The sequence below is a fragment of the uncultured Roseobacter sp. genome (assembly GCF_947493125.1).
Lineage (GTDB): Bacteria > Pseudomonadota > Alphaproteobacteria > Rhodobacterales > Rhodobacteraceae > Roseobacter.
Window position 1 is genome coordinate 243,614 of sequence record NZ_CANLQB010000008.1, and the last position, 21,135, is coordinate 264,748.

The following is a 21,135-nucleotide window of genomic DNA, read 5'->3' on the forward strand; positions in this document are numbered from 1 at the left end:
ACAGATCAGAATGTAGCGGTGCATCATGTGCTCCAGTCTTGCGCATTGAGGGTCGCGATGACCGCGTCGATCTCACGCACCTCGACGGGCCGCGAGAGGTAGTACCCTTGCGCCTGATCGCATTTGTGATTGCGCAGCCACTCAAGATGCTGGCTGGTTTCGACCCCTTCAGCGACGATGGTTGCGTCAATCTGCTCCGCCAGGGTCAGGATCAGGCTGATAATGGGCCCCGATTTGGGCAGTTGGGCAATGAAAGACTGGTCAATCTTGAGGCAATTGAGCGGGAAGCGGGAGATATAGGACAGGTTGGAGTAGCCCGTGCCAAAGTCGTCAATGGCGATGCGATAACCCATCCTTGAAATTGTCTCGAGCCTTTTCGCGATCAGATCATGGTCCCCGATCAGCACGTTCTCGGTGATTTCAAGCTCGATCTTCCCCGGCGGAAAATCGGGGTGCCGGGAGAAGGTCTTCAGCGACGCGAGCAGGCGATTATCTTCGAATTGCCGCGGCGAGATGTTCAAGGATATCTCGATATCCTTGCCTGATTGATGCCATGAAATCGCGGTCATGCAGGCCATTTCGAGGATCAGCTGCCCCAGATCCTCGATCATCCCGGTTTCTTCGCAGATAGAGATGAACTCCGCCGGCATGATCAAGCCGCGCTTGGGGTGCTGCCATCGCACCAGCGCCTCGACAGAGACGACGCGACTGGTTTCCAAACACATGCGGGGCTGGAAATGCAGGATGAACTCGCGGTTCTCAATGGCCCGCTTGAGTTCCATCTCGACCAGATCGCGCGCCTTGGCCAACGCGCCCATCTCTGCATTGAAGAATGTCACGCGGTTCCGGCCCGCCTGTTTGGAAGTGTAAAGCGCGATGTCGGCCTCACGCATGATCGCCGTGAAATGCGTGGCGTCCGGCACGAAGGTCGCGACGCCCATGCTCACCGTCGCGCTCACGCGGGTGGCGTCATGGGTGATCGGCTCCGCGATGAGGTCCAGCAGCGCTTTGAGCTTGGCGGTCAGTTCCGCTTCGGACGGGATGTCCTCAAAGACGACAACGAATTCGTCCCCGCCCAGGCGCACAAAGGTGTCATTGCGACGGATTGACATGCTGACACGAGCGGCAATTTCCTTGAGAACGACGTCGCCCATCTCGTGCCCGAGTCTGTCGTTGACCTGTTTGAATTTGTCGACATCGAAGCACAGCAGCGCACAGCGTCGTCTCTGGTAATGCCCGAGGGTCGCCATGTATTGCTGCAGGTAGGACCTGTTGTAACAGCCTGTCAACTGGTCCCTGTCGGCGAGATAGCGGGCCTTGTCGCGGGCGATCTTCAGTTCGCTTACGTCGATTGCGGTGACAAGGATCGCCGGATTTCCCGTAACCGCATCCGAGCAATGCTTGACCGTCAAATCGTGCCAGCGCGGCCCGGCATCGGTGTTGACCTTGGAGACCATGCGATGCTCGCCCGATGCCTCCAATTCGTGCAGAAGCCTCTCATAATCGGCTGGATCGACGAATTTCTCCGCAATGGTCTGCATGGCATGGGTTGCGGTGTTGCGGGCGGCGGGGTTCAGGTAAACCGGGGGTCCGGAGGCGTCGTGCAGCGCGATCATGACATCGGTGTGCAACAAGGCCTCGGCGCTGCGCAGATTGTCCGGTTCGTCTTCGGCGCCGCCGACAACCTCGCATTGCATGGCCATCCGCCCATCCGCGAGAGGATAGCCTGAGTACACGACCATCACACTTGTGGGGCGCCCGTTCGGGTACAGCGTCCACATTTCGCTGAAGGTCGCGTCGCGTTCGATGAAATCGTGCTGATACTGTTTCAGCCGTTTCGAGACCGTGGGCGACATGTCCGAGGCCAGATCACGGTTGCGGAGTTCTTCTTCGCTCTCGGCCTGCCAAAGCTCGCAGGCCGACGCATTGGCATAGAGGATGCAGGCGTGATCGACGTCATAGACCCAGACGGCCGTCTTCAACCGATCAATCGGAATCGTGATTTGCGCGGACCGTGCGAGCGGTTTGGCCGCGCTGGCGTGCGTCGGCACAACAGACCCTTCGACTATGTTTTCGTTGCGCATTGACCGACCGCTCCGGTGATCGTGCTCTAGGCCGCTTTGCTATGAGACTGTCCCATCTCGCTCAGCGGGCGAAACCCGTCGGTGTCGGCAACGGCAGCGACCCAATGGGCAATGGCGGGGTAGTCCGCCATGGACAAGCCCGCCTCTTCGAGCACATGGACATATCCGAATGTCGCTATGTCGGCGATCGAATAGCCGGACTGCAGCATGAACGTCCGATGTGCCAGATGGGCATCAAGCCGAGATAAACCGGCGTCGGCGGCGGTCTGCCATTTTCGAATGTCCTCGGCGCGTGCCTCCCGCTGATCGGGCAAGATTGTGGTGAAAAAGCGCGCCGGTGAAATGAAGGGCTCGAGCTTGGATTGCTCAAAGTACATCCATTGCAACGCCTCCGCACGACCTTCCCGCGTGGCGGGCATCAGATGGCTGTCTTCTGCCAAGTACCAGAGCATCGCGTTGCTTTCTCCGATCCCGTGCCCTGTCTCCGTGATGAGATGTGGCACCACACCAAGCGGGTTGACCGACAGATACGCCGGCGTCTTCTGCTCGCCCTTGAGAACGTCGACCAGCTCAAGCTTGAACGGCATTCCCAGTTGGTGCATCGCCAACCACGGTTTGAAACAATTCCCCGACCCCAGACATGCGTAAAGTTTTGTCATGAGAAGTCCCTTCCATCTCAGTGTCGTCTTCTCGTTAAGAAATTGCCGTTAATGGCGTCTGAATTTCGTTCTCAAACGAAGTTCGAATGCGTCTCAAATTGCCCGTACTTGGGATAGGGGGATGGTCATGGTGTTCGGGTGCTGCAAAATTGGGCACCCGCGCCCCTCTGCCTTACGACACGGATGCGGCGTGGCGTCGCAGCTTTCAGCGCAAAGCCTTTGAAAACAGATATTTTTGAAAATCAGCATCTGGACGTTAACTGAAGTCCTTAAGATCGCTGCTAACCATTAACTGAATTTTAAGCTCAAAATCATAATTTCCATTTGGTTAACAAATAGTTAATGAGTTATTTGGTCGCCAGTTAGCTAGTCCAATCTTACCAACAGAGCGAGATAAGATGTTAAGTTACCCTGAATCTATCCTGTCACCTGCGTCGTTCGATCAGCCGATCTCAGAACAGATTTGGCGGTCAAAGTATCAATACGTGACCGGAGGGCGCGACCAAGACGTCACGGTGAACGACACATGGCTGCGCGTCGCGAACAATCTGGCCGAGGCTGAAGACCCGGCGGACCGACAGAACGTATCACTGGCGTTCTATGAGGCGATGGAGGGGTTCAAGCTGCTTCCCGCAGGGCGCATTCTGGCCGGAAGCGGGACGCACCGGAACGTGACACTTGCCAACACCTTCGTCATGCGCGCGATCCCCGATTCCGTCGAAGGTATCATGGATACGGTCAAGGACGCGGCACTGACCATGCAGATGGGTGGCGGCATCGGTTTCGATTTCTCGACCCTGCGGCCCAAGGGCACGCTGGTCGCAGGTTTGGACTGCCCTGCGGCTGGTCCGCTCCCCGCCATGGATATCTGCAACACTGTCTGCGGCATGCTCGTCACCGGAATGGGGCGGGGCGCTATGATGGCGACCATGCGGGTGGACCACCCCGATATCGAGGCCTTCATCGACGCCAAGGCCAACCCATTGCGACTGCGGAATTTCAACACCTCGGTCATGATCACCGACAAGTTCATGGCGGCGATGGAAGCCAATGCGGATTGGGACCTGCTCTGGGAAGGGCGGACCGTCCGTACGGTCAAGGCGCGGGAGATCTGGGAAAAGATCATGTGGCGCACCTACAGTGCGGCCGAACCCGGGGTTCTGTTTATCGACCGCATCAATGAGGCCAACCCGCTGGGTTATCTGGAGACGTTGTCGGCCACCAACTCCTGTGCGGAGCAACCGCTGCCACCGAACGGAACCTGCCCGTTGGCGTCGATCAACCTGGCGCGGCTGGTCTCCAAGCCATTCAGTGAGCACGCAACTCTGGATGACGCGCAACTGCGCCGACTTGTGGGTGTTGCGGTACGCATGCTGGACAACGCCATTGATGTATCACGCTTTGCGGTCGCAGCGCAGCAGGAGGAAGCTTTCGCCAAGCGTCGCATCGGTGTCGGTGTGACCGGTGTCGCCGATGCGCTGATCATGCTCGGGGTGCGCTATGGCACGCCAGCAGCGGTTCGGCTTGTCGGCTCCTGGCTCCAGAGTATACAGAACGCAGCCTATCTTGCCTCTGCCGAATTGGCGGCCCTGCGCGGGACGTTTCCTCTCTACGACGCTGAACAGCATCTGGAAGGCGCCTCGATCCAGTCGCTCGATGTCGAAGTTCAAGCGGCCATCAAGAGACACGGGTTGCGCAATGGCGTGTTGACCACCATCGCTCCGACGGGAACCACCTCCATGTTCGGTGGCAATGTGTCGTCCGGGATTGAACCGGTCTTTGCGACATCCTACAGCCGGAAGATCACGCGTCCGGATGGAACCAAGGCCGAAGAACTGGTTCAGGACTATGCGGTTTGGTTGTATTATCAGATGTTTGGCGAAGATGCGCCACTGACCGACGCCTTTGTGACGGCACAAGAGCTGCGCCCCGCGGACCATGTTCGCATGCAGGCCGTCGCGCAGCGTTGGGTCGACAGCGGGATTTCGAAGACCGTGAACTGCCCCGAGGACATTCCATTTGCAGTTTTTGAGGATGTCTACCGGCAAGCCTTCGAGAGCGGGTGCAAGGGGTGCACGACCTACCGGCCAAACCCGGTCACGGGTTCGGTTTTGACAGTGTGAGGCGCGGGTTGGGTCTTTCGAAACTCATCCGTGGCCTATGGGGGCGTCGGCCAAGCGCCGGCGTCCATCCAACTTTCGAGAATCTGGGCCCTGCGGCGAATGTATGTACAGCGGTAGCCGCCTGGAGACCCACTCACAGGCACCGGAAAGGTGGTCTCTACCGCGTGCTCGCACGCGGCGTTTGGGAGGCGGATCGGACAGAGGCGGTCATCTATGACGACGCCGAAGGGACAATCTGGATCCGCCCAGCGGTAGAATTCGACGACGGACGTTTCGTCGAATTGGCGTAGGTTCGGGGTGAAGAGTGCACAGACTTCGGACGTTGGCTGAAAACTCGGGTAAGGCGGTCCCGTCTCAAATTGGTCGTGCGCCTACCCGTGGTGTTTCATGCGCGACACCTGGAAGGCAATCCAAGTGGGTAAGACAGAATAAGATGCCAAGGCCTCAAAAGCGGTAGGAGGCGACAAGCGCGTTTGGCAGGTCCTCGATGGCATGGCTCTCATGCAGATATGGTTCTGAGCGCTTCCGCTCTGTTCCCTTTGCTTTTCAGTGCCACAGAGTATTTGTCGCGCGCCGGCTCGGACTCCGTCAGAGTTGTTCCGCTGACGTTGATGAGGTGTCCAAAAAGGCTGTGCGAAATATCTCCAGCAATGCACGATATTTCGTCTTTGGACGCAGACCATATAGGGACGGGATGGACTTGGATGTCGAAGGTCGCCCCTTGCGCCTGCTCAGCAGGCGCGCGTGTGAAGTGTGTTGCCGCCTCCTTCTTCGCCTCTGGCGTGAGGCGTCCTGTTTGATTTTGACAATGGCCGTCCTGCCGCGCTACCCCAAGGGTCGTCACCGCTGAAGGACTGGTTTTGGCAGCCCGAATTTTCTCAACCCGCAATCGGCCGTTTCATTTGGGTCCGTTCCCGTTGGAGCGTCTGGCGCGGCATGATCGGGCGCCAGATTTGTCGGGCGTGCCGCCGATGCAGGCCGTTTCCTTTGATCGTACGGAGGTGCCCGCCTCACTGGTCAATGCGATGGCGGAGTACCAGGCGATGCTGGACGCGATCCGGGATGGGCTGATCAACCGCGCGCCGTCGCAGTGTCCCGAGGACCCCGACGCGCGGGCACAGCACATCAAGTCTTTCGGGTATTTCCAGGATGCGCCGATGGTGGGCATCGGGCGGCTGGCGTCGGGCGATATGCTGGACGTGCCCCTGCGCAACCCCGGCATTGACCACCTGGCGGAGGAGCTGCGCACGCGCCAGACCCAGACGCTGGCGGCGGGCATCGACACCATCATGGCCGATCTGCGCGACAGCATGACGGCCCCGCCGCGCACGATTGCAGCGCACGACCACACGGTTGTGTTTCTTTACGACTACAGCCGCGAGCCTGACCCGAGTGAGCCGGGGTATGACTGGATCGCCGAAGCGCATCCACAGCGTGCAGCGCTTCGTGCCACGGAAACGGCGGTGATCGTTGCCGGCTATCTGCGGGTGCTTGGCTTCGACGCCAAGGCGCATACGGCGACATCGTCGGATGTGGACCTGAACAAGCTCGCGGTCGGTGCGGGTTTGGTGACGGTGGAAGAGGGCGTGCTGGTCAACCCCTATGTCCGGTCGCGGTTTCACGTGGCGGCGGTGACCACGAATTTCCAGATGATGCCGGACAAGCCTCTGGTGCCCTTAGCGGAGCAGCCGAAATCCATCCACGGGCTGGCGTGGAAGTTGGGCCAGGGGGCGCCGAAGAGTGCGCGGACGCTCGATCCTTACGCCAAGCGGCGCTATGCGGATGGGCCACACCCGTTCGAGACGCTGAAGCGAGTGGAGAAGCCCACCACCTATATCGACGAAGCGCGGGTGGCACGTGTGCCGAAGCGCACGGATATGTTTGCGCGGGCGCAGTTCGGAGACATCGGCAAGGCCAATCAGCAGGCGACGACGGGCGGGTATTTTGCGCAGAAGGCGCCGATCAGCAATGCGATCCGGCGGCCCTCGGGAGCGCTGTTGTTGCTGCAACAGGGCGTGGTGGCACCCGAGATCGACCCGAGCGCGCGGGAGGCGGTGCGCAATGCGGAAGGCATCAAGGCGGCGGCCTATTTCATGGGCGCCGATGCGGTGGGCATCTCGCGCTGTCCGGAGTGGGTGTGGTATTCGCATGATGCGGTGGGGGAGCCTATCACGCCCACCCATGACAACGCGATCAGCCTGATCATTGATCAGGGGTTTGACACCACCGAGGGCTCCTCAGGGGATGACTGGATCGCGGTCACACAGTCGATGCGAGCCTATCTGCGGTTTTCGCTGCTTGGCGGCGTGATCGGCAAGCAGATCCGCAATCTTGGCTATGAGGCCCGGGTACACACGAACCTCGATGGCGAGGTGTTGCAGCCGCCGCTCTTGTTGCTCAGCGGGCTCGGTGAGGTGAGCCGCATTGGCGAGGTGATCGTGAACCCGTTTCTGGGGCCTCGCTTGAAGTCCGGCTGTATCACCACGACCATGCCGCTGGCCCATGACAAGCCCATAGATTTCGGCATGCAGGCGTTTTGCGAGGCCTGCAACAAATGCGCGCGGGAATGCCCTTCGGGGGCGATTACGGCGGGGCCGAAGCTGATGTTCAACGGCTATGAGATCTGGAAATCCGACAGCCAGAAGTGCATCACCTATCGGCTCACGCAGGAGGGTGGGTCCATGTGCGGGCGCTGCATGAAGACCTGCCCGTGGAACATGGAAGGGCTGGAGCACGAAAAGCCGCTGCGCTGGATTGCGATGAACGTGCCGGCGATGGCGGGGGTGCTGGCGAAGGCCGATGATCTGGTCGGCAACGGGCGGATCAACCCGCAGAAGCGCTGGTGGTGGGATCTGAAGGTGAACGCCGAAGGGGGCTTTGAGCCCACGGACGTGCCTGCGCATGAGCGCGCGTTGCAGACGGATCTGAAGCTCGAGTATGCGGATCAGACCTTGGCCGTGTATCCTGCAGATCTCGCACCGCCACCCTATCCGTTCCCGTTCCCGATGGATCGTGAGAAGGGGATCGAGGCCTACCAGGCGCTGATCACCGCCGAAGAGTATCAGGCGCGGCTGGCGCGGGGTGAGACGGACAGTTTGGCGCATGCCTATCTGGGGGCTGGTGAGGCGCCGGTGATCCGGGTGGAGGTGGCCAAGGTCACTGCGCTGACGCCGGAGATCAGCCTCTATGAGCTGCGCAGCCTAGATGGCAGTGATCTGCCTACTTGGGAGGCGGGGGCGCATCTGGATGTGGTGATCGCACCAGAGTTCTTCAGGCAGTTCTCGCTCTGCGGAGATCCGGGCGACCGGTCGCGCTATCAGGTGGCGGTGTTGCGCGAGCAGGACGGGCGTGGCGGCTCGAAGCTGATGCACAAGATCTTCACCGAAGGGCGTAAGGTCTTTGTGTCGAAGCCGATCAATCACTTTCCACTGGTGGAGGGGGCGTCAAAGCACATCCTGATGGGTGGCGGGATTGGGATCACGCCGATGCTGGCCTTTGCCCATGCGTGCCATGCGCAGGGTGCGGATTTTGCGCTGCACTACTCGGTGTCCTCGGGGGCGGAGGCGGTGTTCCTCGATCTGCTTCGGGCGGTCCACTGGGCCGAGAAAGTGACGGTGCACAATTCTGCGGCGGGCACGCGGGCCGATCTGGATCAGGTTTTGGCAGGGTATCAGCAGGGTTGGCATGTCTACGCCTGCGGGCCGGATGCCTACATGCGCGCCGTCACGGTGGCGGCCACGCGGCAGGGCTTTCCCGAGGCGGCGCAGCATGTCGAGTATTTTTCAGTGCCGGAGGTGCCGGACTATGAGAATCATGCCTTTACCTTGCGGCTGGCGCGGTCGCAGCACGATCTGCAGGTGCCTGCGGATCGCGCTGCGACCGATGTGCTCCGCGACAACGGGATCGCCGTGGATGTGAAGTGTTCGGACGGGCTCTGCGGGGTTTGCAAATGCGGGCTGATTTCCGGTGAGGTTGAGCATCGCGATTTCGTCCTGTCGAAGGCGCAGCGGGAGCGGGCAATCATCCTGTGCCAGAGCCGCGCGGCAGAGCCGGGCGGGGTGGTGGAGGTTGATCTTTAGAGGCCTTTGGACAGGGCTGGTCTTGTGGTCCGCCTTAAAGGGCGCAGAGGTTTCAGATGTCTCGCCCGGCTGACAGGCCGGGCATCGCCCGACCTCCCGCGGAGGGCGATTTTGCCAACTGGCAAGTAGTATGCCCGCCGCTTTTTCGGTGATGGCACGCGCCGCTGGCCGGTTGCAAACGCCCTCCAGGTCGGGCGAGGCCCTCAGCGCGCTACTTGTGGACGGAGGTATCCTCGATACGAGCGAACCGCCTTGAGTGCGTCGCTTCAGAGAGGCGCGTGGGCGAGGTGGCCGGATTTGATCCAGACGCGGGCGCCCTCGGGGCCTGCGGTGGCGGAGCTGGCCGTGCCCGTGGGCAGGCGTAGCCAGTCCCAGGAGCCGAGCGTCTCGCCCGCTTCTTCGAAGCCGCCCTCGATCAGGAAGATCTCCATGCCTCCCGGGGCGTCGAGATCGACGGTCGTTCCGGGCGCCCACAGCTCCACGCGGACCTCTTCGAAGTCGTCGCGGTGGAGCAGTTGGGCGTCCTGCGCCGGGTCGAGATCGACGCGGACCTGCGTGCGATCTGCCGGGTCGAACTGGTGCAGTTTGACCAGGATCGTGGCCCCCTCCGGGGCGGAGGGCGTGTGGCTGGAGGTTGGCGGATTGCGCACATAGGTGCCGGTCGGGAAGGCGCCGTGTTCGTCGCCAAAGGTGCCGTCGAGCACCAAATATTCCTCGCCCCCATCATGAGTGTGCGCAGAAAAGGCGCTGCCCGGTGCGTAGCGCACGATGGTGGTGGCGCGGGCGACTTCTTCGCCGATCCGGTCCAGCATCTTGCGGTCGACACCGGGCATGGGCGAGGCGATCCAGTCGTTCTCGGAAAACCGCACCAGCGCGCGTTGGGTGAAATCGGCGTTCAGTCGCATGGGAGCCTCCGCTGTGTCTGGAGCCTTGCATGGGCGATTCTGGCCGCGATGTGAAGAGCGGGGCCCGGTTGGAGCCCCGCGCGCAGGTCAGTTTGACATGCCGTGACTGGAATGGTCGTGTTCAGCGGCAGCGCCGCGTTCCTCGATGCTGAACTGAACCTCGATCTCGCCTGCGGTCTCGAAAATCAGCGTGGCGGGGATTTTCTCGCCCACGTCAAAGCCATCGCCGCCAAGGCCCATGAACATGACGTGCAGCCCGCCGGGTTCGAGCGCGACGGTCTCGCCCGCAGGGATATCGATGGCCTCCACATGCATCATGCGGGCGACGCCGTCTTTCTCTTCGGTGGTGTGCAGCTCGACCTTGGGGAAGTCCGCGCGCACGCCGATGAGGCGGTCGGGGGTGTCGCCGGTGTTGGTGATGGTAAGGTATCCGCCGCCCGATTTCGCGGTGGGCGCTGTGTTGAAGGCCATCGGATGGTCGATGACCAGATCGCCGACGGTGTAGTCATGTGCGAAGGCGGCGGCAGATAGGGCAAGGAGTGCGGCGGAGGCCGCAAGTGTGAAACGTGTCATGATGTGATCCTTTGGTGAAGCGCCGGGATGACGCTGAGAAGTCCGGGTGTCAGCGGGGATCATCCAAAGGGAGGTGCGCGGCTGGGGGGTGTGACATCTGGGTGCCTTGGCGCGGCGACCGAGGCGGAGAGACCCCTGTGCTCCACCCGTGCGTAGTGCATCGGAGTGGTGGCCTGAGGCGTGTGGTCCGGGGCCAGCGCATTCGCGATAATGCGGCAGGCGTCGCAGCCAGCGGTCATGTGATGTGCGAGCCCGGCCTCGCCGCAGAGCTCTTCCAAGGTGCCGCCCATGCTGAGATAGGCCAGCAGATCCGGCGTCTGACTGCCTTGCGTCACGCGATGCGTGAAGGCCGCAGCTGACATGGCAAGGCTGGCCAGCAGCATGAGTGCGAGACCCGCGCGGGAGAGAGCAGACCGGAATGTCATCGCGCAAGTCTTAGGGCGAGTGGCCGGCGGGGTCTAGTGCGTACGATGCGTTTCGCGCCTCTGTTGCGGAACGGATCGGGCTTGACGGGCCTGCGCCGGGGTGCCCTGATCGGCGGGCAGAAGGAGGGGGCATCATGACCGTGAAACCACTTGGGCTCGACCCCGCGCAGTGTCTCATTGGCGGGATTTGGCAGGCCCCGGCGGACGGCGCGGTGCTGCCGCTGACCGATCCGTCGACGGGTACTGCGCTTTGCGAAATCGCACGGGGGCGAGCGGCGGACATTGATGCCGCCATTTCAGCGGCGCAGGCGGCTCTGGCAGGTGATTGGGGCCGGGCCACGGCGGCGGAGCGGGGTCGCGTGCTCGCGCGCATCAGTCAGTTGGTGCAGGAGCAGGCGGAGCATCTCGCAGAGCTTGAAGCGCGCGATGTGGGCAAGCCGCTGCGCCAAGCGCGGGCGGATGTGACGGCGCTGGCGCGTTATATGGAGTTCTATGCAGGGGCCGCCGATAAGGTGCACGGCAGCACGATCCCCTATCTCGATGGCTATACCGTCTATACCCTGCGCGAGCCGCATGGGGTGACCGGGCATATCGTGCCGTGGAACTATCCGATGCAGATCATCGGGCGATCCGTGGGGGCGGCGCTGGCCATGGGCAATGCCTGTGTTTTGAAGCCTGCTGAGGAGGCCTGCCTGACGGCGCTCGCCTTCGGTGAGTTGGCGCATCGGGCCGGGCTGCCTGCGGGGGCGCTGAACGTGGTGCCGGGGCTTGGCGCGGAGGCCGGCGCCGCGCTCGCCGCACATCCGGGCGTGAGCCATGTGTCCTTCACCGGGTCTGTCGAGGTCGGCAAGCTGGTGCAGCAAGCGGCGGGGGGCAATGTGGTGCCGGTGACGCTGGAGCTGGGGGGCAAGTCGCCGCAGCTGGTCTTCGACGATGCGGATATCGACGATGCGCTGCCGTTTCTGGTGAACGCAGGTATTCAGAACGCGGGGCAGACCTGCTCTGCCTCCTCGCGCATTCTGGTGCAGCGCGGGGTGTATGATCAGGTGGTGGAGGCTATGGCTGCGCGGTATTGCGGTTTGCGCGTGGGGCCTGCGATGGACGATCTGGACGTGGGGCCGCTGATTTCAGAGCGCCAGCGCGCGCGGGTCGAGGGGTTTCTGGCGCAGGGCCGTGATCTGGAGGTGGCCGGGCAGGGCATGTTGCCTGAAGGTTTGCCAGAGGGTGGGGCCTATGTGACGCCCACACTCTTTGCCGGGGCGGCTGCCAGCCATGTACTGGCGCAGGACGAGGTCTTTGGCCCGGTGCAGGTGGCGATCCCCTTTGACGATGAGGCCGAAGCGCTGGCGATCGCCAATGGCACGGCTTACGGGCTGGTCGCCTCGGTCTGGACGCGGAACGGAGCGCGGCAGATGCGGCTGGCGAAGGCGCTGCGGGCGGGGCAGGTGTTTCTGAACAACTATGGCGCGGGCGGCGGGGTCGAACTGCCTTTTGGAGGGACGGGGCTCTCCGGGCATGGGCGCGAGAAGGGGTTCGAGGCGCTCTATGGGTTCTCGGCGTTGAAGACAGTCGCGGCGAGGCATGGGTAGGGCTCGCTTTAAAGGCCAGCTGCGTCCGCCGAGGCGTGTTGAGGACAGCCCCCTCCCGTGGGGAGGGTCGGGGGCTGTCCGGCTTTGCCGGACCGGGACATGCATAAGGCGTCAGAGCGTCCCGAGCGCCATCAGCCAGAGCCAGACCGTGATCACCGAGGCCCCCGTGGCGATCAGCACGGACGAGGCGGCGACCCGCTTGGCTCGGCCATACATGTTGGCGAAGATGTAGGTGTTGACGCCGGGCGCCATGGCCGCCGTGAGCACGCCGGATCGGAAGGCATCGGTCGGCAGGCTCTGCAGGCTGCCGAAAAGCCAGACGAGGGCAGGGTGCAGCAGCAGGCCGATGGCGCAGACCATGGCGATGGTGCGGCCGTCGCCTTCGGGGCGGTATTGGAAGAGCACGCCACCGAGGGCGAAGAGCGCGGCGGGCAGAGCGGCGCGGGCGACAAGGGTCAGCGCGTCATCGACCACCGCGGGCACCGTGACGCCGGAGAGGTTGACGACGAAGCCCAGGGCGATGGCGAGCACCAGCGCGTTGCGGAACATCGCGCGCGCGACGCCGCGCAGCATCACCAGAGGCGACTGACCGCGGTTGCGCACGATCTCCATCGCGGTGATGCCTAGGCCATAGCAGAAGGGCGAGTGGATCGCGACGATGGCAAAATTGCCGGTGAGGGCCTCTGGCCCATAGGCGCGTTCGGTGATCGGCAGGCCGAGCAGTACGGAGTTGGAAAAGAGACAGCAGAAGCCAATGGCAACGCAGTCTTCCCAATCGCGTTTGAAGAAGAGGCGTGCACCGAACAGACCGGCGGTGAAGCAGAGGCCTGCGCCTGCATAGAAACTGCCGAGCAGCGCCGGATCGAAGGAGGTGCCGAGGTCGATGCCCGCGATGGCCTGGAAGAGCAGGCACGGGATGGCGAAATGCTGGGTGAAGTTCATAACGCCGTCGATGCCCGCCTCGGGGAAGAGCTTGCGCCAGACTGCGACATAGCCAAAACCGATGACCAGGAACACGGGCAGGATGACGTCGAGCAGGGTCTGCATGGGCGGGCCTTTGCGCGCAAGGGCAGGGCGCGTGGGGCGTCAGGGACGCTCAGGACGCGGGAAAGGTGAGGGTCAGCCCGTCGTAGGCGGGCTCGATATGGTCTGGGGTTTCGGCGTTGACGGTCTCGTAGTCGAGGTCGATGTGCATGTTGGTGAGCACCGCGCGTTTGGGCTGGACCTCGGCGATCCATTCCAGCGTGCGGGCGAGATGGGCGTGGGTGGGATGCGGGTCGCGGCGCAGCGCGTCAACGATCCAGCAGTCGAGGTTGTCGAGCGCGGGCCAGGCGGCCTCGGGGATCTGGGCCACATCCGGCAGGTAGGCGAGATCGCCGATGCGGAAGCCGAGCGCATCCATGCCGCCGTGGGCCACGGCGAAGGGGGTGAAGGTGATCGGGCCGCCCGCGCCGTCAATAGTCACGTCCCCCTCGATCAGGTGCATGTCGAGGATCGGCGGGTAGGTGGAGCCTTCGGGTTGTACGAAGGCATAGGTGAAGCGCTCCATCAGGGCATCGCGGGTTGGCGGGTCGGCCCAGACGGGCAGGCGCGCGCGCATGTTGAAGACGATCATGCGCAGATCGTCGATGCCGTGCACATGGTCGGCGTGGGAATGGGTGTAGATCACCGCATCGAGCCGCCCGACACCCGCAGTGAGCAGTTGGTTGCGCAGGTCGGGCGAGGTGTCGATGAGCACGGTGGTCGTGCCCTCGGCGCTCTCCCGTTCGACCAGCAGCGAGCAGCGCTGGCGGCGGTTGCGGGGGTTCTCCGGGTCGCAGTCGCCCCAATGCCCGCCGAGACGGGGCACGCCACCAGAGGAGCCGCAGCCGAGGATCGTCACCCGCAGTGTTGCCATCAGGCGGGCACCTCGAACTGTGCCGCCTTGCTGAAGAGCCGATCGAAGTTGGCCTGGGTGTGGGCGGCAAAGGCGCCGTAGCTGAGGCCCATGGTTTCGGCCCCGCGCCGGGCGGTGTGGGCCACATAAGCCGGTTCATTGCGCTTGCCGCGATGGGGCGGGGGCGCGAGATAGGGCGCGTCGGTTTCCACGAGGATACGGTCGATGGGGGCGGCGGCGAAAATGTCACGCAATTCCTGGCTTTTGGGGAAGGCGGTGATGCCGGACATCGACAGGTAGAACCCCAGATCGAGGGCCGCACGCGCGAGCTCGGCCGAAGAGGAAAAACAGTGCATCACACAGGTGTAGGGGCTCTTGTGGTACTCCTCGGTCAGGATGCGCGTCATGTCCTCATCTGCATCGCGAGCATGGATGATCAGAGGCAGCCCGGTGGCGCGCGCGGCCTCGATATGAAGGCGGAGCGAGGTCTGCTGCGCCTTAGCACTCTCAGCGGTGTAGTGATAGTCAAGCCCGGTCTCGCCGATGCCGACGCATTTGGGGTGGCGCGCGACGGCAATGAGTTCATCCACGGTGACCATCGGTTCTTTGGCGACGCTCATCGGGTGGGTGCCAGCGGCGAAGAAGACAGGTGCATGGGCCTCGGCGATAGCCTGCACGACCGGCAGGTTGGCCAGCCGCGTGCAGATCGTGACCATGCGGGTCACGCCGGCCTCTGCGCCACGCGCGATCACGTCATCAAGCTGGCCCTCGAAGTCCGGGAAATCGAGATGACAATGGCTGTCGGTGATCTGCGGTGTCGCGGTCATGCCGATCCGATCGGTTACACGCCGGGGCGCGGGTCACGCATCGGCGGTTTGGCTGAGTTTGATCAGGGTATCTAGGACCAGCGCGGCAGGGTCAAGGTTCACCGCGATGCCATGCTGGACACGCGCGCCGGTCTCCTGCGCGATCTGCGCCCATGCGCGGCCTGCGTGTGCGTTCGGTGCGAGGCGCGCGAAGGTTTCCGCCTCTCGCGGGGCCGCTTCGACGCTTGGGGGACTGCCTGTGGCACCCGTGCGGGCGAGGCGGCTGAGCGCCAGGTCGATGAGCTCGAAGAGCAGGTCGCGCTTAGCCTCACTGCCGCGGGCGGAGGCGGCTTCGGCGAGCTTAACGGCAGCCTGGCGGTCGAGCCGGGGCAGGGTGCCGATGAGCGTGACCAGATCGGCGTAGGTCTTGAGCCCCTCCAGCAGGGAGAGCCGCAGCGCCGCGCCCAGGGAGCCGCCGGAGAGCTCGGCCAAGGCCGGGGCCTCGGTGCCCACCTCGAAACCGGCTTGCGCAAAGGCGCGCGCCATGTCGTCGGGCGCGAGCGTGCCTAGTCGCAGGGATCGGCAGCGGGAGCGGATTGTCGGCAACAGGCCCGAGGGGCGGTGGCTGATCAGCAGCAGCGTGGCGCGCTCGGGTGGTTCTTCGAGCATTTTCAGCAGTGCGTTGGCGGCGGAGCTGTTCATCTCATCCGCGGCGTCGACAATGACCACGCGGCGGCCCCCATCGGTGGCCGAAAGCTGGAAGAAGCCTGCCAGCGAGCGAATGTCATCAACCACGATCTGGTCGCGCATGCGGTCGGTGTTGGGGTTGGGCGTGCGGGTGATGACCTTCAGCCCCGGCTCGGCGCCCGCGGCGATGCGCCGGACCACCGGATGCTCGGAGTCGATATCCAGCGTCTCAGGCGGAGGCGGCGCGCCGAACAGGCCGTCGTCCTGCTGCGCCGGGGTGGCGAGCAGGAACCGCGCCATCTGCCAGGCGAGTGTCGCTTTGCCCACGCCGCGCGGCCCGGTCAGCAGCCAAGCGTGGTGCAACCGGCCGGCGGCGTAGGCTTCGAGAAAGGTTTGTCGGGCGGTATCCTGACCGAAGAGGGTGGCTGTGTCGCGCGGATGCGGGGCACCGTCGATTTGATCCGGCGTGCTCACACCAGTTCGCCATCGACGACGGCTGCGATGTCTGAAGCGACAGTGTCCATGTCGCGCGCGCCGTCGATCACGCGGAACCGCTGGGCGAATTCTTTGGCGAGATCCAGAAAGCCCTGCCGCATGTCGATTTGCAGATCTTCTCCGAAGGCCTCGAACCGTTCATCCAGCGTCTGCCGCGAGAGGGCGCGGGTGAGACCCACAGCAGGGTCCATGTCGATCAGGATTGTAAGATCAGGTTCGCGCCCAATAATCAGCTCGTGCAGTTGATCCACAATGCCTCGCAGATTGCCGCGCGAGAGCCCCTGATACATCCGCGTGCTGTCAGCGAAACGGTCGCAGAGTACGATTTTACCTGCACGCAGAGCGGGCAGGATCGTGCGCTCCAGGTGGTCGCGCCGCGCGGCTGTGAAGAGTAGGATTTCAGTCTCCGCCGACCAGCGGTCCGGGTCTCCTTGCAGTACCAGTGCGCGGATTTCCTCGGCACCGGGCGACCCGCCGGGCTCGCGTGTGACCACCACGTCATGGCCCTGGTCTGTCAGATGTGCGGCGAGCCGTTTGATCTGGGTGGATTTGCCCGAGCCGTCGATGCCTTCGAAGGTGATGAACCTTGCCGATGCGAGCAGGGTTGCGGTCACGTCGCCTCCTCGGGCCCCTGCATGAGCTTCTTGAAAAGCACGAGTGCTGCGGTGCTCACCCGGCTGACGAACCCGCCCGGCGCAATGTCACGGTCGGCTACCAGCGGGACACGTGTCTCAGGCAGGCCTTCGAGGGTAAATACCAACTCGGCCAGCTGATCTCCCGCCGCGATGGGCGCGCTCAGCGGGCCGATGTAGACCACTTCGCCCTCGATCTCATTTGGCGCCAGCGCGGGCATCAGTATGCTGACGTCTTCGGCAGCAACCAGGCCAACCGTCGGCTCGCTGCCCATCCACACATTGGCCTGCGCGAATTGCTCGCCTTCGGTTGCGAGCGGGCGCATGGCGAATTGCCGGAAGGCCCAGTTCACGATCGCCTGGCTCTCCTGCGCGCGTTGCTGCACCGTATCGAGCCCCGTGATCACCCAGATCACCCGGCGGTCGCCCTGTTTGGCGGACCCGGTGAGCCCGTATCCCGCCTCCTGCGTGTGGCCGGTCTTCAGCCCATCCGCGCCGATGCCCATTGTGAGCACCGGGTTGCGGTTGTTCTTGTTGCTGGGCACGCGGTTGTCGAATTCGAACTCGGTTTCGGCAAAGAGCGGGTAGAACTCAGGGAAATCCGTGATCAGCCGGTCGGCGAGCAGCGCGAGATCGCGCATGGACATCAGGTGCCCGGGCTGTGGCCAGCCGCTGGAGTTCACGAAGGTCGAGTTTGTCATGCCGAGCTGCTGCGCGCGCTGGGTCATGAGCCGCGCAAAGCCGTATTCGGTGCCATCAGGCGACAGCGCCTCGGCGATCACCACGCAGGCATCATTGCCCGAGAGGACGATGATGCCGCGGATGAGGTCTTCGACGCTCACACGTTCGCCCGAGCGCAGGAACATGCTGGAGCCGCCGAAGGACTGCGCATGTTCGGAAACCAGCAGCTCTTCATTCAGATCCAGCCCACCGTCGGCCTTGCCGCGGCGGATCGCTTCGAAGGCCATGTAGAGTGTCATCAGCTTCGACATCGACGCTGGCGGCAGTGGCTCATCGGCGTTCTTGTTCAGCAGAACAGTGCCTGTGGTCTGATCAATCACAAAGGCCGACTGAGCCTGCGTGTCGAAGGCGCTGACCTGCGTGGTAGACAGGCTCAAGGCCAGAAGGGCTGTAGCAAGACGGATCACGGGTGCGCGCTCCTTTCTCGGGGTCAGTTGGTCACGGCGTAGGCGTCGGAGAAGCCTTCGTCCTTGATGGTGGAGAGCAGTCTGCGCTGCTCGGACGTCGAGGTGGCGGGGCCGACAACCACGCGCCAAAACGGTTTGCCGCCGAGTTGCTGCTCCTTCACCGTGGGGATCAGGCCCGCGCCGCGCATCTGCTTGGCCGCCCGCTCGGCGTTGGCTTCCTCACTGAATATCCCGATCTGTATGAAGGGTTTCTTAAGCGACGAGGTCGGCGCGGCCGTCTGAGGCAGGCTGGACTGTGGCAGAGTGGCGGGTTCGATAACTGCGGTTTCGGCCGTCTCGGTTCCGGTCGGCTCGGCGGCCTCAATGGCCGCTCCGGCAGCGGCGATGGGGTCGAGCGACGTTTCGGTGATCTCGGCGGGCGCCTCGATGGCCTCCTCCGCAGGCGCAGGCGGCGCGACCTCGACAGTCTCCTTGCGCAACGCCACAACCTCCAGATCGGTGGGTGCGCCCGCAAGAATGCCGAGTGCCTCCGCCGCATCCGACGACATTTGCAGGCGGGGGCCCGGTATGTCGCGTTCCCGCCGGAAAAGCGCGCCGACGACGAACTGGCCGTTGGTCTGATTGCGAATGAGGACGCGCTCGGGCTCGGTCACGTCCGGGTGTGCCACCCAGACCCCACCGAGCGAAGGCCGCCCGTCCCAAAGCCCCGCTTCGTTCGAGGAGAAGACCTCAGGCGCTTCCACGTCGCGTTCGATCACCTCGCCAGTGGCCACGTCGGTGGTTGTTCCGGCGGCTTCCGCTTCAGTTTTGGGCGTGAAGGCCTCGCGGAGATTGAAGTTGCCGGCTTCATCGCAGGCGGCGAGCACGCTCAGGGCGGAAAAACCGAACGCGAGGGGAAATCCGGTTCTGAAACTGGTTTTGCTGTCGCCGCTCATATTGCGCGTCCTTGCCTGTTGTCCGGTGATCCGGCACGCTCGTGTTGCCCCTTCGCGAGGGATCTTGCCGCGCAGTCTAGCTTGGCCGGATCAGTCTGGGAAGATGTTGGACATCAAATGAGCGACATTCCCCAGCAAATATGTGGTTTTTTTTGAGGTTTCAGAATCGGTTGTAGGGCACTAGGACGGATCAACCGGAGGAGTGGCAGAGTGGTCGAATGCACCGGTCTTGAAAACCGGCGTGCGTGAAAGCGTACCGTGGGTTCGAATCCCACCTCCTCCGCCATCGAACATTTTTCACCCGAAACACCTTCTAAAGCCCTGAAAGGTAAGGTTAGAATCGGGGTTCGAAAACCCTCATTCCGACGGTAGGCTATCCGCTCGCCAAAAACCAGTTTCAGCACTAGTTTTTGGAGGTCGATCCGCCCGGAATGCCATAGATTACAAGGACTTGAGAGAACGGCGCTTGCGAGTTCGAAAACTTTCTCAAAGCGTCCCGAAGTTGCAGTGCAGTTTGCGGCCTTTTCCTCCAAAACAAGCTTTGCACGTTCAAGCTTCTCGATCTTTTTCTCATAAGCTTTGATCACAGTGAGACTATCCACTTCGACAATCTTGTCGAGGTACGTATCGATTGTGGCTTCAGTCTCTTTGATCTGTTTCTTCAAAGCGGTTTTGTTTTCCGATGCGGACGCCGTGCGCTCCGTCCAGATGACGCTCAGCATCTTGCGGGCAACGCGCAAAACACCCTTTGAGGGCGTTACAGATGCAAGCATCTGTGCAAATTCCTCTTCCAGAACATCGCGCTTGATGGACTTGCGATAGCTCACGCACCCCTTCTTAAAGCACATATAATAGGGATGCTTTGTCCCAGTCTTGCTGGTGGACCAGCAAGAGGTCATGGGGTGATTGCAATCTGCGCAAGTCACAAAGCCGCGTAAGGGGAACTCTTCGCTGATATCCTTGCGAAACGAGACGCGGGCGGCTTCTTTCATGCGCGCCTGGATTTTCTCATAGGTCTCAAGCGTGATCAGGCCCTTATGCTGAGCCTTGCGCAGATCAATCCCCCAATCCGACACTTCGATGTACCCGGCATAATGCGGGCGGCGCATCAGGCGGCTGATCTCCTCATAGCGGATTTTTCTGGCTTCATAGCGAGCAATGAAGGCAGGTTTGCTTTCAAGAAAGCGCTTGACCTCTGCCTGAGTCCCAAAGCGTCCGCTGGCATACCCGTTGAGCGCTTCAGCAATAATCGAAGCATCCGGCTCGTCGCGCACCAGCATCTTGCCGTGGCCGTTCACTTTCTCATAGCGATAGCCAACAGGCGCATGGAAACACCAGTATCCGTTCATCGTCCGCGCCCACATACGGCTTTTGGTTTGCTCGGCGTTCTTCTGGCGCTGGTGCTGGGAAACGGAGGCAAGCAGATTCTCAATCAGGATGCTGTCCGAGTCTTCACCGAAGTTGATGGAAGGGCTTTCCAGCTTACCGCCTGTTTCTTTCAGTGTCCGGCGCAGCATCCAGTGGCTTTCGATATCGCGAGCAAAGCGGCTGATATCATCGATGACAACGACGATGCCGCCTTCGCTCTGTTTTTTGATGAAGGCCAAAAGCGCGCTAAAGGAAGGGCGATCAAAAACCTCACCCGTCACGGCGCGCTCTTCAAAGACCTTGATGACCTCTTAGCCCTTACGCTCGGCATAGTCTCGGCAGCGTGTCGCCTGAGATTCCAAGCCGTGACCTTCCTCAACCTGGCGTTTGGAAGAGACGCGCGTGTACAAAACGGCTTTTGTCAGGCAGATATCTGATGTCGTGGAATGCAAAATGGCGCTCATGGCTACTCCTTCTCGTTATCTATTGAACGGGGAGCCACTGTTTCAGGCGCTGTATCTTCTGAGGTAAGCAATGATACCACGTCCAGAGGTTTATGTGTATGATTACTATTGATTTTTCCATTGCTTGAGTCTGGTGCGGGGCCGAGGTCGATATGCAGATCGGCGATAATGACTAGGATGTTCCATAGGGCGACTAGGAACTCTTCCTGTACCTGAGTGGTCCGATTTGATTGTTGGTGCATGGCCGGCCTTGGGTCCATCTGGACGATGGTTTCTGGGGCCGGAGG

At 62.4% G+C, this 21,135-nt stretch carries 17 protein-coding genes, 1 tRNA gene and 1 pseudogene; 5 read left to right on the forward strand and 14 right to left on the reverse strand.

The window, feature by feature from the left end; translation table 11 throughout:
* Positions 1-23 precede the first annotated feature (23 nt).
* Both Q1A71_RS18415 and Q1A71_RS18420 read right to left on the reverse strand, forming a co-directional pair.
* Complete coding sequence (locus Q1A71_RS18415; protein WP_299679820.1) at positions 24-2,084, reverse strand: bifunctional diguanylate cyclase/phosphodiesterase; 2,061 nt, start codon at positions 2,082-2,084, stop codon at positions 24-26.
* 26 nt (positions 2,085-2,110) lie between these two features.
* Complete coding sequence (locus Q1A71_RS18420) at positions 2,111-2,743, reverse strand: glutathione S-transferase family protein (protein ID WP_299679823.1); 633 nt, start codon at positions 2,741-2,743, stop codon at positions 2,111-2,113.
* A 398-nt stretch (positions 2,744-3,141) separates the two neighbouring features.
* On the opposite strand from Q1A71_RS18420, the gene Q1A71_RS18425 reads away from it, so the two are divergent.
* From Q1A71_RS18425 to Q1A71_RS18430, 3 genes are all read left to right on the forward strand, one after another.
* A complete protein-coding gene (locus tag Q1A71_RS18425) occupies positions 3,142-4,866 on the forward strand; it encodes an adenosylcobalamin-dependent ribonucleoside-diphosphate reductase (protein WP_366140300.1) in 1,725 nt (574 codons plus the stop codon).
* On the forward strand, positions 4,863-5,156 hold the full coding sequence (locus Q1A71_RS23685) for a DUF1653 domain-containing protein (RefSeq protein ID WP_366140301.1): 294 nt from the start codon (positions 4,863-4,865) through the stop codon (positions 5,154-5,156). The genes Q1A71_RS18425 and Q1A71_RS23685 overlap by 4 nt, the downstream gene beginning before the upstream one ends.
* A 570-nt stretch (positions 5,157-5,726) precedes the next feature.
* Positions 5,727-8,945: a 2Fe-2S iron-sulfur cluster-binding protein gene (locus Q1A71_RS18430; RefSeq protein ID WP_299679829.1), complete on the forward strand. Its 3,219-nt coding sequence runs from the start codon at positions 5,727-5,729 to the stop codon at positions 8,943-8,945.
* 266 nt (positions 8,946-9,211) lie between these two features.
* On the opposite strand, the gene Q1A71_RS18435 is transcribed toward Q1A71_RS18430, so the two are convergent.
* The 3 genes from Q1A71_RS18435 to Q1A71_RS18445 form a co-directional block, all read right to left on the reverse strand.
* Complete coding sequence (locus tag Q1A71_RS18435; protein WP_299679832.1) at positions 9,212-9,850, reverse strand: cupin domain-containing protein; 639 nt, start codon at positions 9,848-9,850, stop codon at positions 9,212-9,214.
* Positions 9,851-9,937: 87 nt separating this feature from the next.
* Entirely contained in the window at positions 9,938-10,423 is a 486-nt protein-coding gene (locus Q1A71_RS18440; RefSeq protein ID WP_299679835.1) for a copper chaperone PCu(A)C, read from the reverse strand.
* Between the two features lie 59 nt (positions 10,424-10,482).
* Positions 10,483-10,848 (reverse strand): hypothetical protein, encoded by a 366-nt coding sequence (locus tag Q1A71_RS18445; protein ID WP_299679838.1) that lies wholly within the window; start codon positions 10,846-10,848, stop codon positions 10,483-10,485.
* Between the two features lie 134 nt (positions 10,849-10,982).
* On the opposite strand from Q1A71_RS18445, the gene Q1A71_RS18450 reads away from it, so the two are divergent.
* Positions 10,983-12,437, forward strand: a complete 1,455-nt coding sequence (locus Q1A71_RS18450; protein ID WP_299679841.1) for an aldehyde dehydrogenase family protein — start codon at positions 10,983-10,985, stop codon at positions 12,435-12,437.
* A 111-nt stretch (positions 12,438-12,548) separates the two neighbouring features.
* On the opposite strand, the gene Q1A71_RS18455 is transcribed toward Q1A71_RS18450, so the two are convergent.
* The 7 genes from Q1A71_RS18455 to Q1A71_RS18485 are packed head-to-tail and all read right to left on the reverse strand — an operon-like array spanning position 12,549 to position 19,016.
* Entirely contained in the window at positions 12,549-13,484 is a 936-nt protein-coding gene (locus Q1A71_RS18455; RefSeq protein ID WP_299679844.1) for an AEC family transporter, read from the reverse strand.
* A 49-nt stretch (positions 13,485-13,533) separates the two neighbouring features.
* Positions 13,534-14,334 carry an MBL fold metallo-hydrolase gene (locus Q1A71_RS18460; RefSeq protein ID WP_299679847.1) on the reverse strand — a complete coding sequence of 267 codons (801 nt, stop codon included), beginning with the start codon at positions 14,332-14,334 and terminating at the stop codon, positions 13,534-13,536.
* On the reverse strand, positions 14,334-15,140 hold the full coding sequence (locus tag Q1A71_RS18465; RefSeq protein ID WP_299679850.1) for a TatD family hydrolase: 807 nt from the start codon (positions 15,138-15,140) through the stop codon (positions 14,334-14,336). Before Q1A71_RS18465 ends, Q1A71_RS18460 begins: the two co-directional genes overlap by 1 nt.
* 33 nt (positions 15,141-15,173) lie before the next feature.
* A complete protein-coding gene (locus tag Q1A71_RS18470) occupies positions 15,174-16,280 on the reverse strand; it encodes a DNA polymerase III subunit delta' (protein ID WP_299679853.1) in 1,107 nt (368 codons plus the stop codon).
* The gene (gene tmk, locus Q1A71_RS18475) at positions 16,277-16,915 is read right to left on the reverse strand and encodes a dTMP kinase (RefSeq protein ID WP_299679856.1); all 639 of its coding nucleotides are present in this window, start codon (positions 16,913-16,915) and stop codon (positions 16,277-16,279) included. The genes Q1A71_RS18470 and tmk overlap by 4 nt, the downstream gene beginning before the upstream one ends.
* Positions 16,912-18,081: a D-alanyl-D-alanine carboxypeptidase family protein gene (locus Q1A71_RS18480; RefSeq protein WP_299679858.1), complete on the reverse strand. Its 1,170-nt coding sequence runs from the start codon at positions 18,079-18,081 to the stop codon at positions 16,912-16,914. The genes tmk and Q1A71_RS18480 overlap by 4 nt, the downstream gene beginning before the upstream one ends.
* A 23-nt stretch (positions 18,082-18,104) precedes the next feature.
* The gene (locus Q1A71_RS18485; RefSeq protein WP_299679861.1) at positions 18,105-19,016 is read right to left on the reverse strand and encodes an SPOR domain-containing protein; all 912 of its coding nucleotides are present in this window, start codon (positions 19,014-19,016) and stop codon (positions 18,105-18,107) included.
* Positions 19,017-19,212: 196 nt separating this feature from the next.
* Here Q1A71_RS18485 and Q1A71_RS18490 point away from each other — a divergent pair.
* Positions 19,213-19,302, forward strand: a tRNA-Ser gene (locus tag Q1A71_RS18490).
* A gap of 493 nt (positions 19,303-19,795) precedes the next feature.
* Here the strand turns inward: Q1A71_RS18490 and Q1A71_RS23690 are convergent.
* Both Q1A71_RS23690 and Q1A71_RS18500 read right to left on the reverse strand, forming a co-directional pair.
* A pseudogene (locus Q1A71_RS23690) lies at positions 19,796-20,665 on the reverse strand (recombinase family protein); the annotation flags it as partial.
* A gap of 185 nt (positions 20,666-20,850) precedes the next feature.
* Positions 20,851-21,135 (reverse strand): hypothetical protein (locus Q1A71_RS18500; RefSeq protein ID WP_299679867.1); only part of this gene is annotated, 285 nt, incomplete at its 5' end.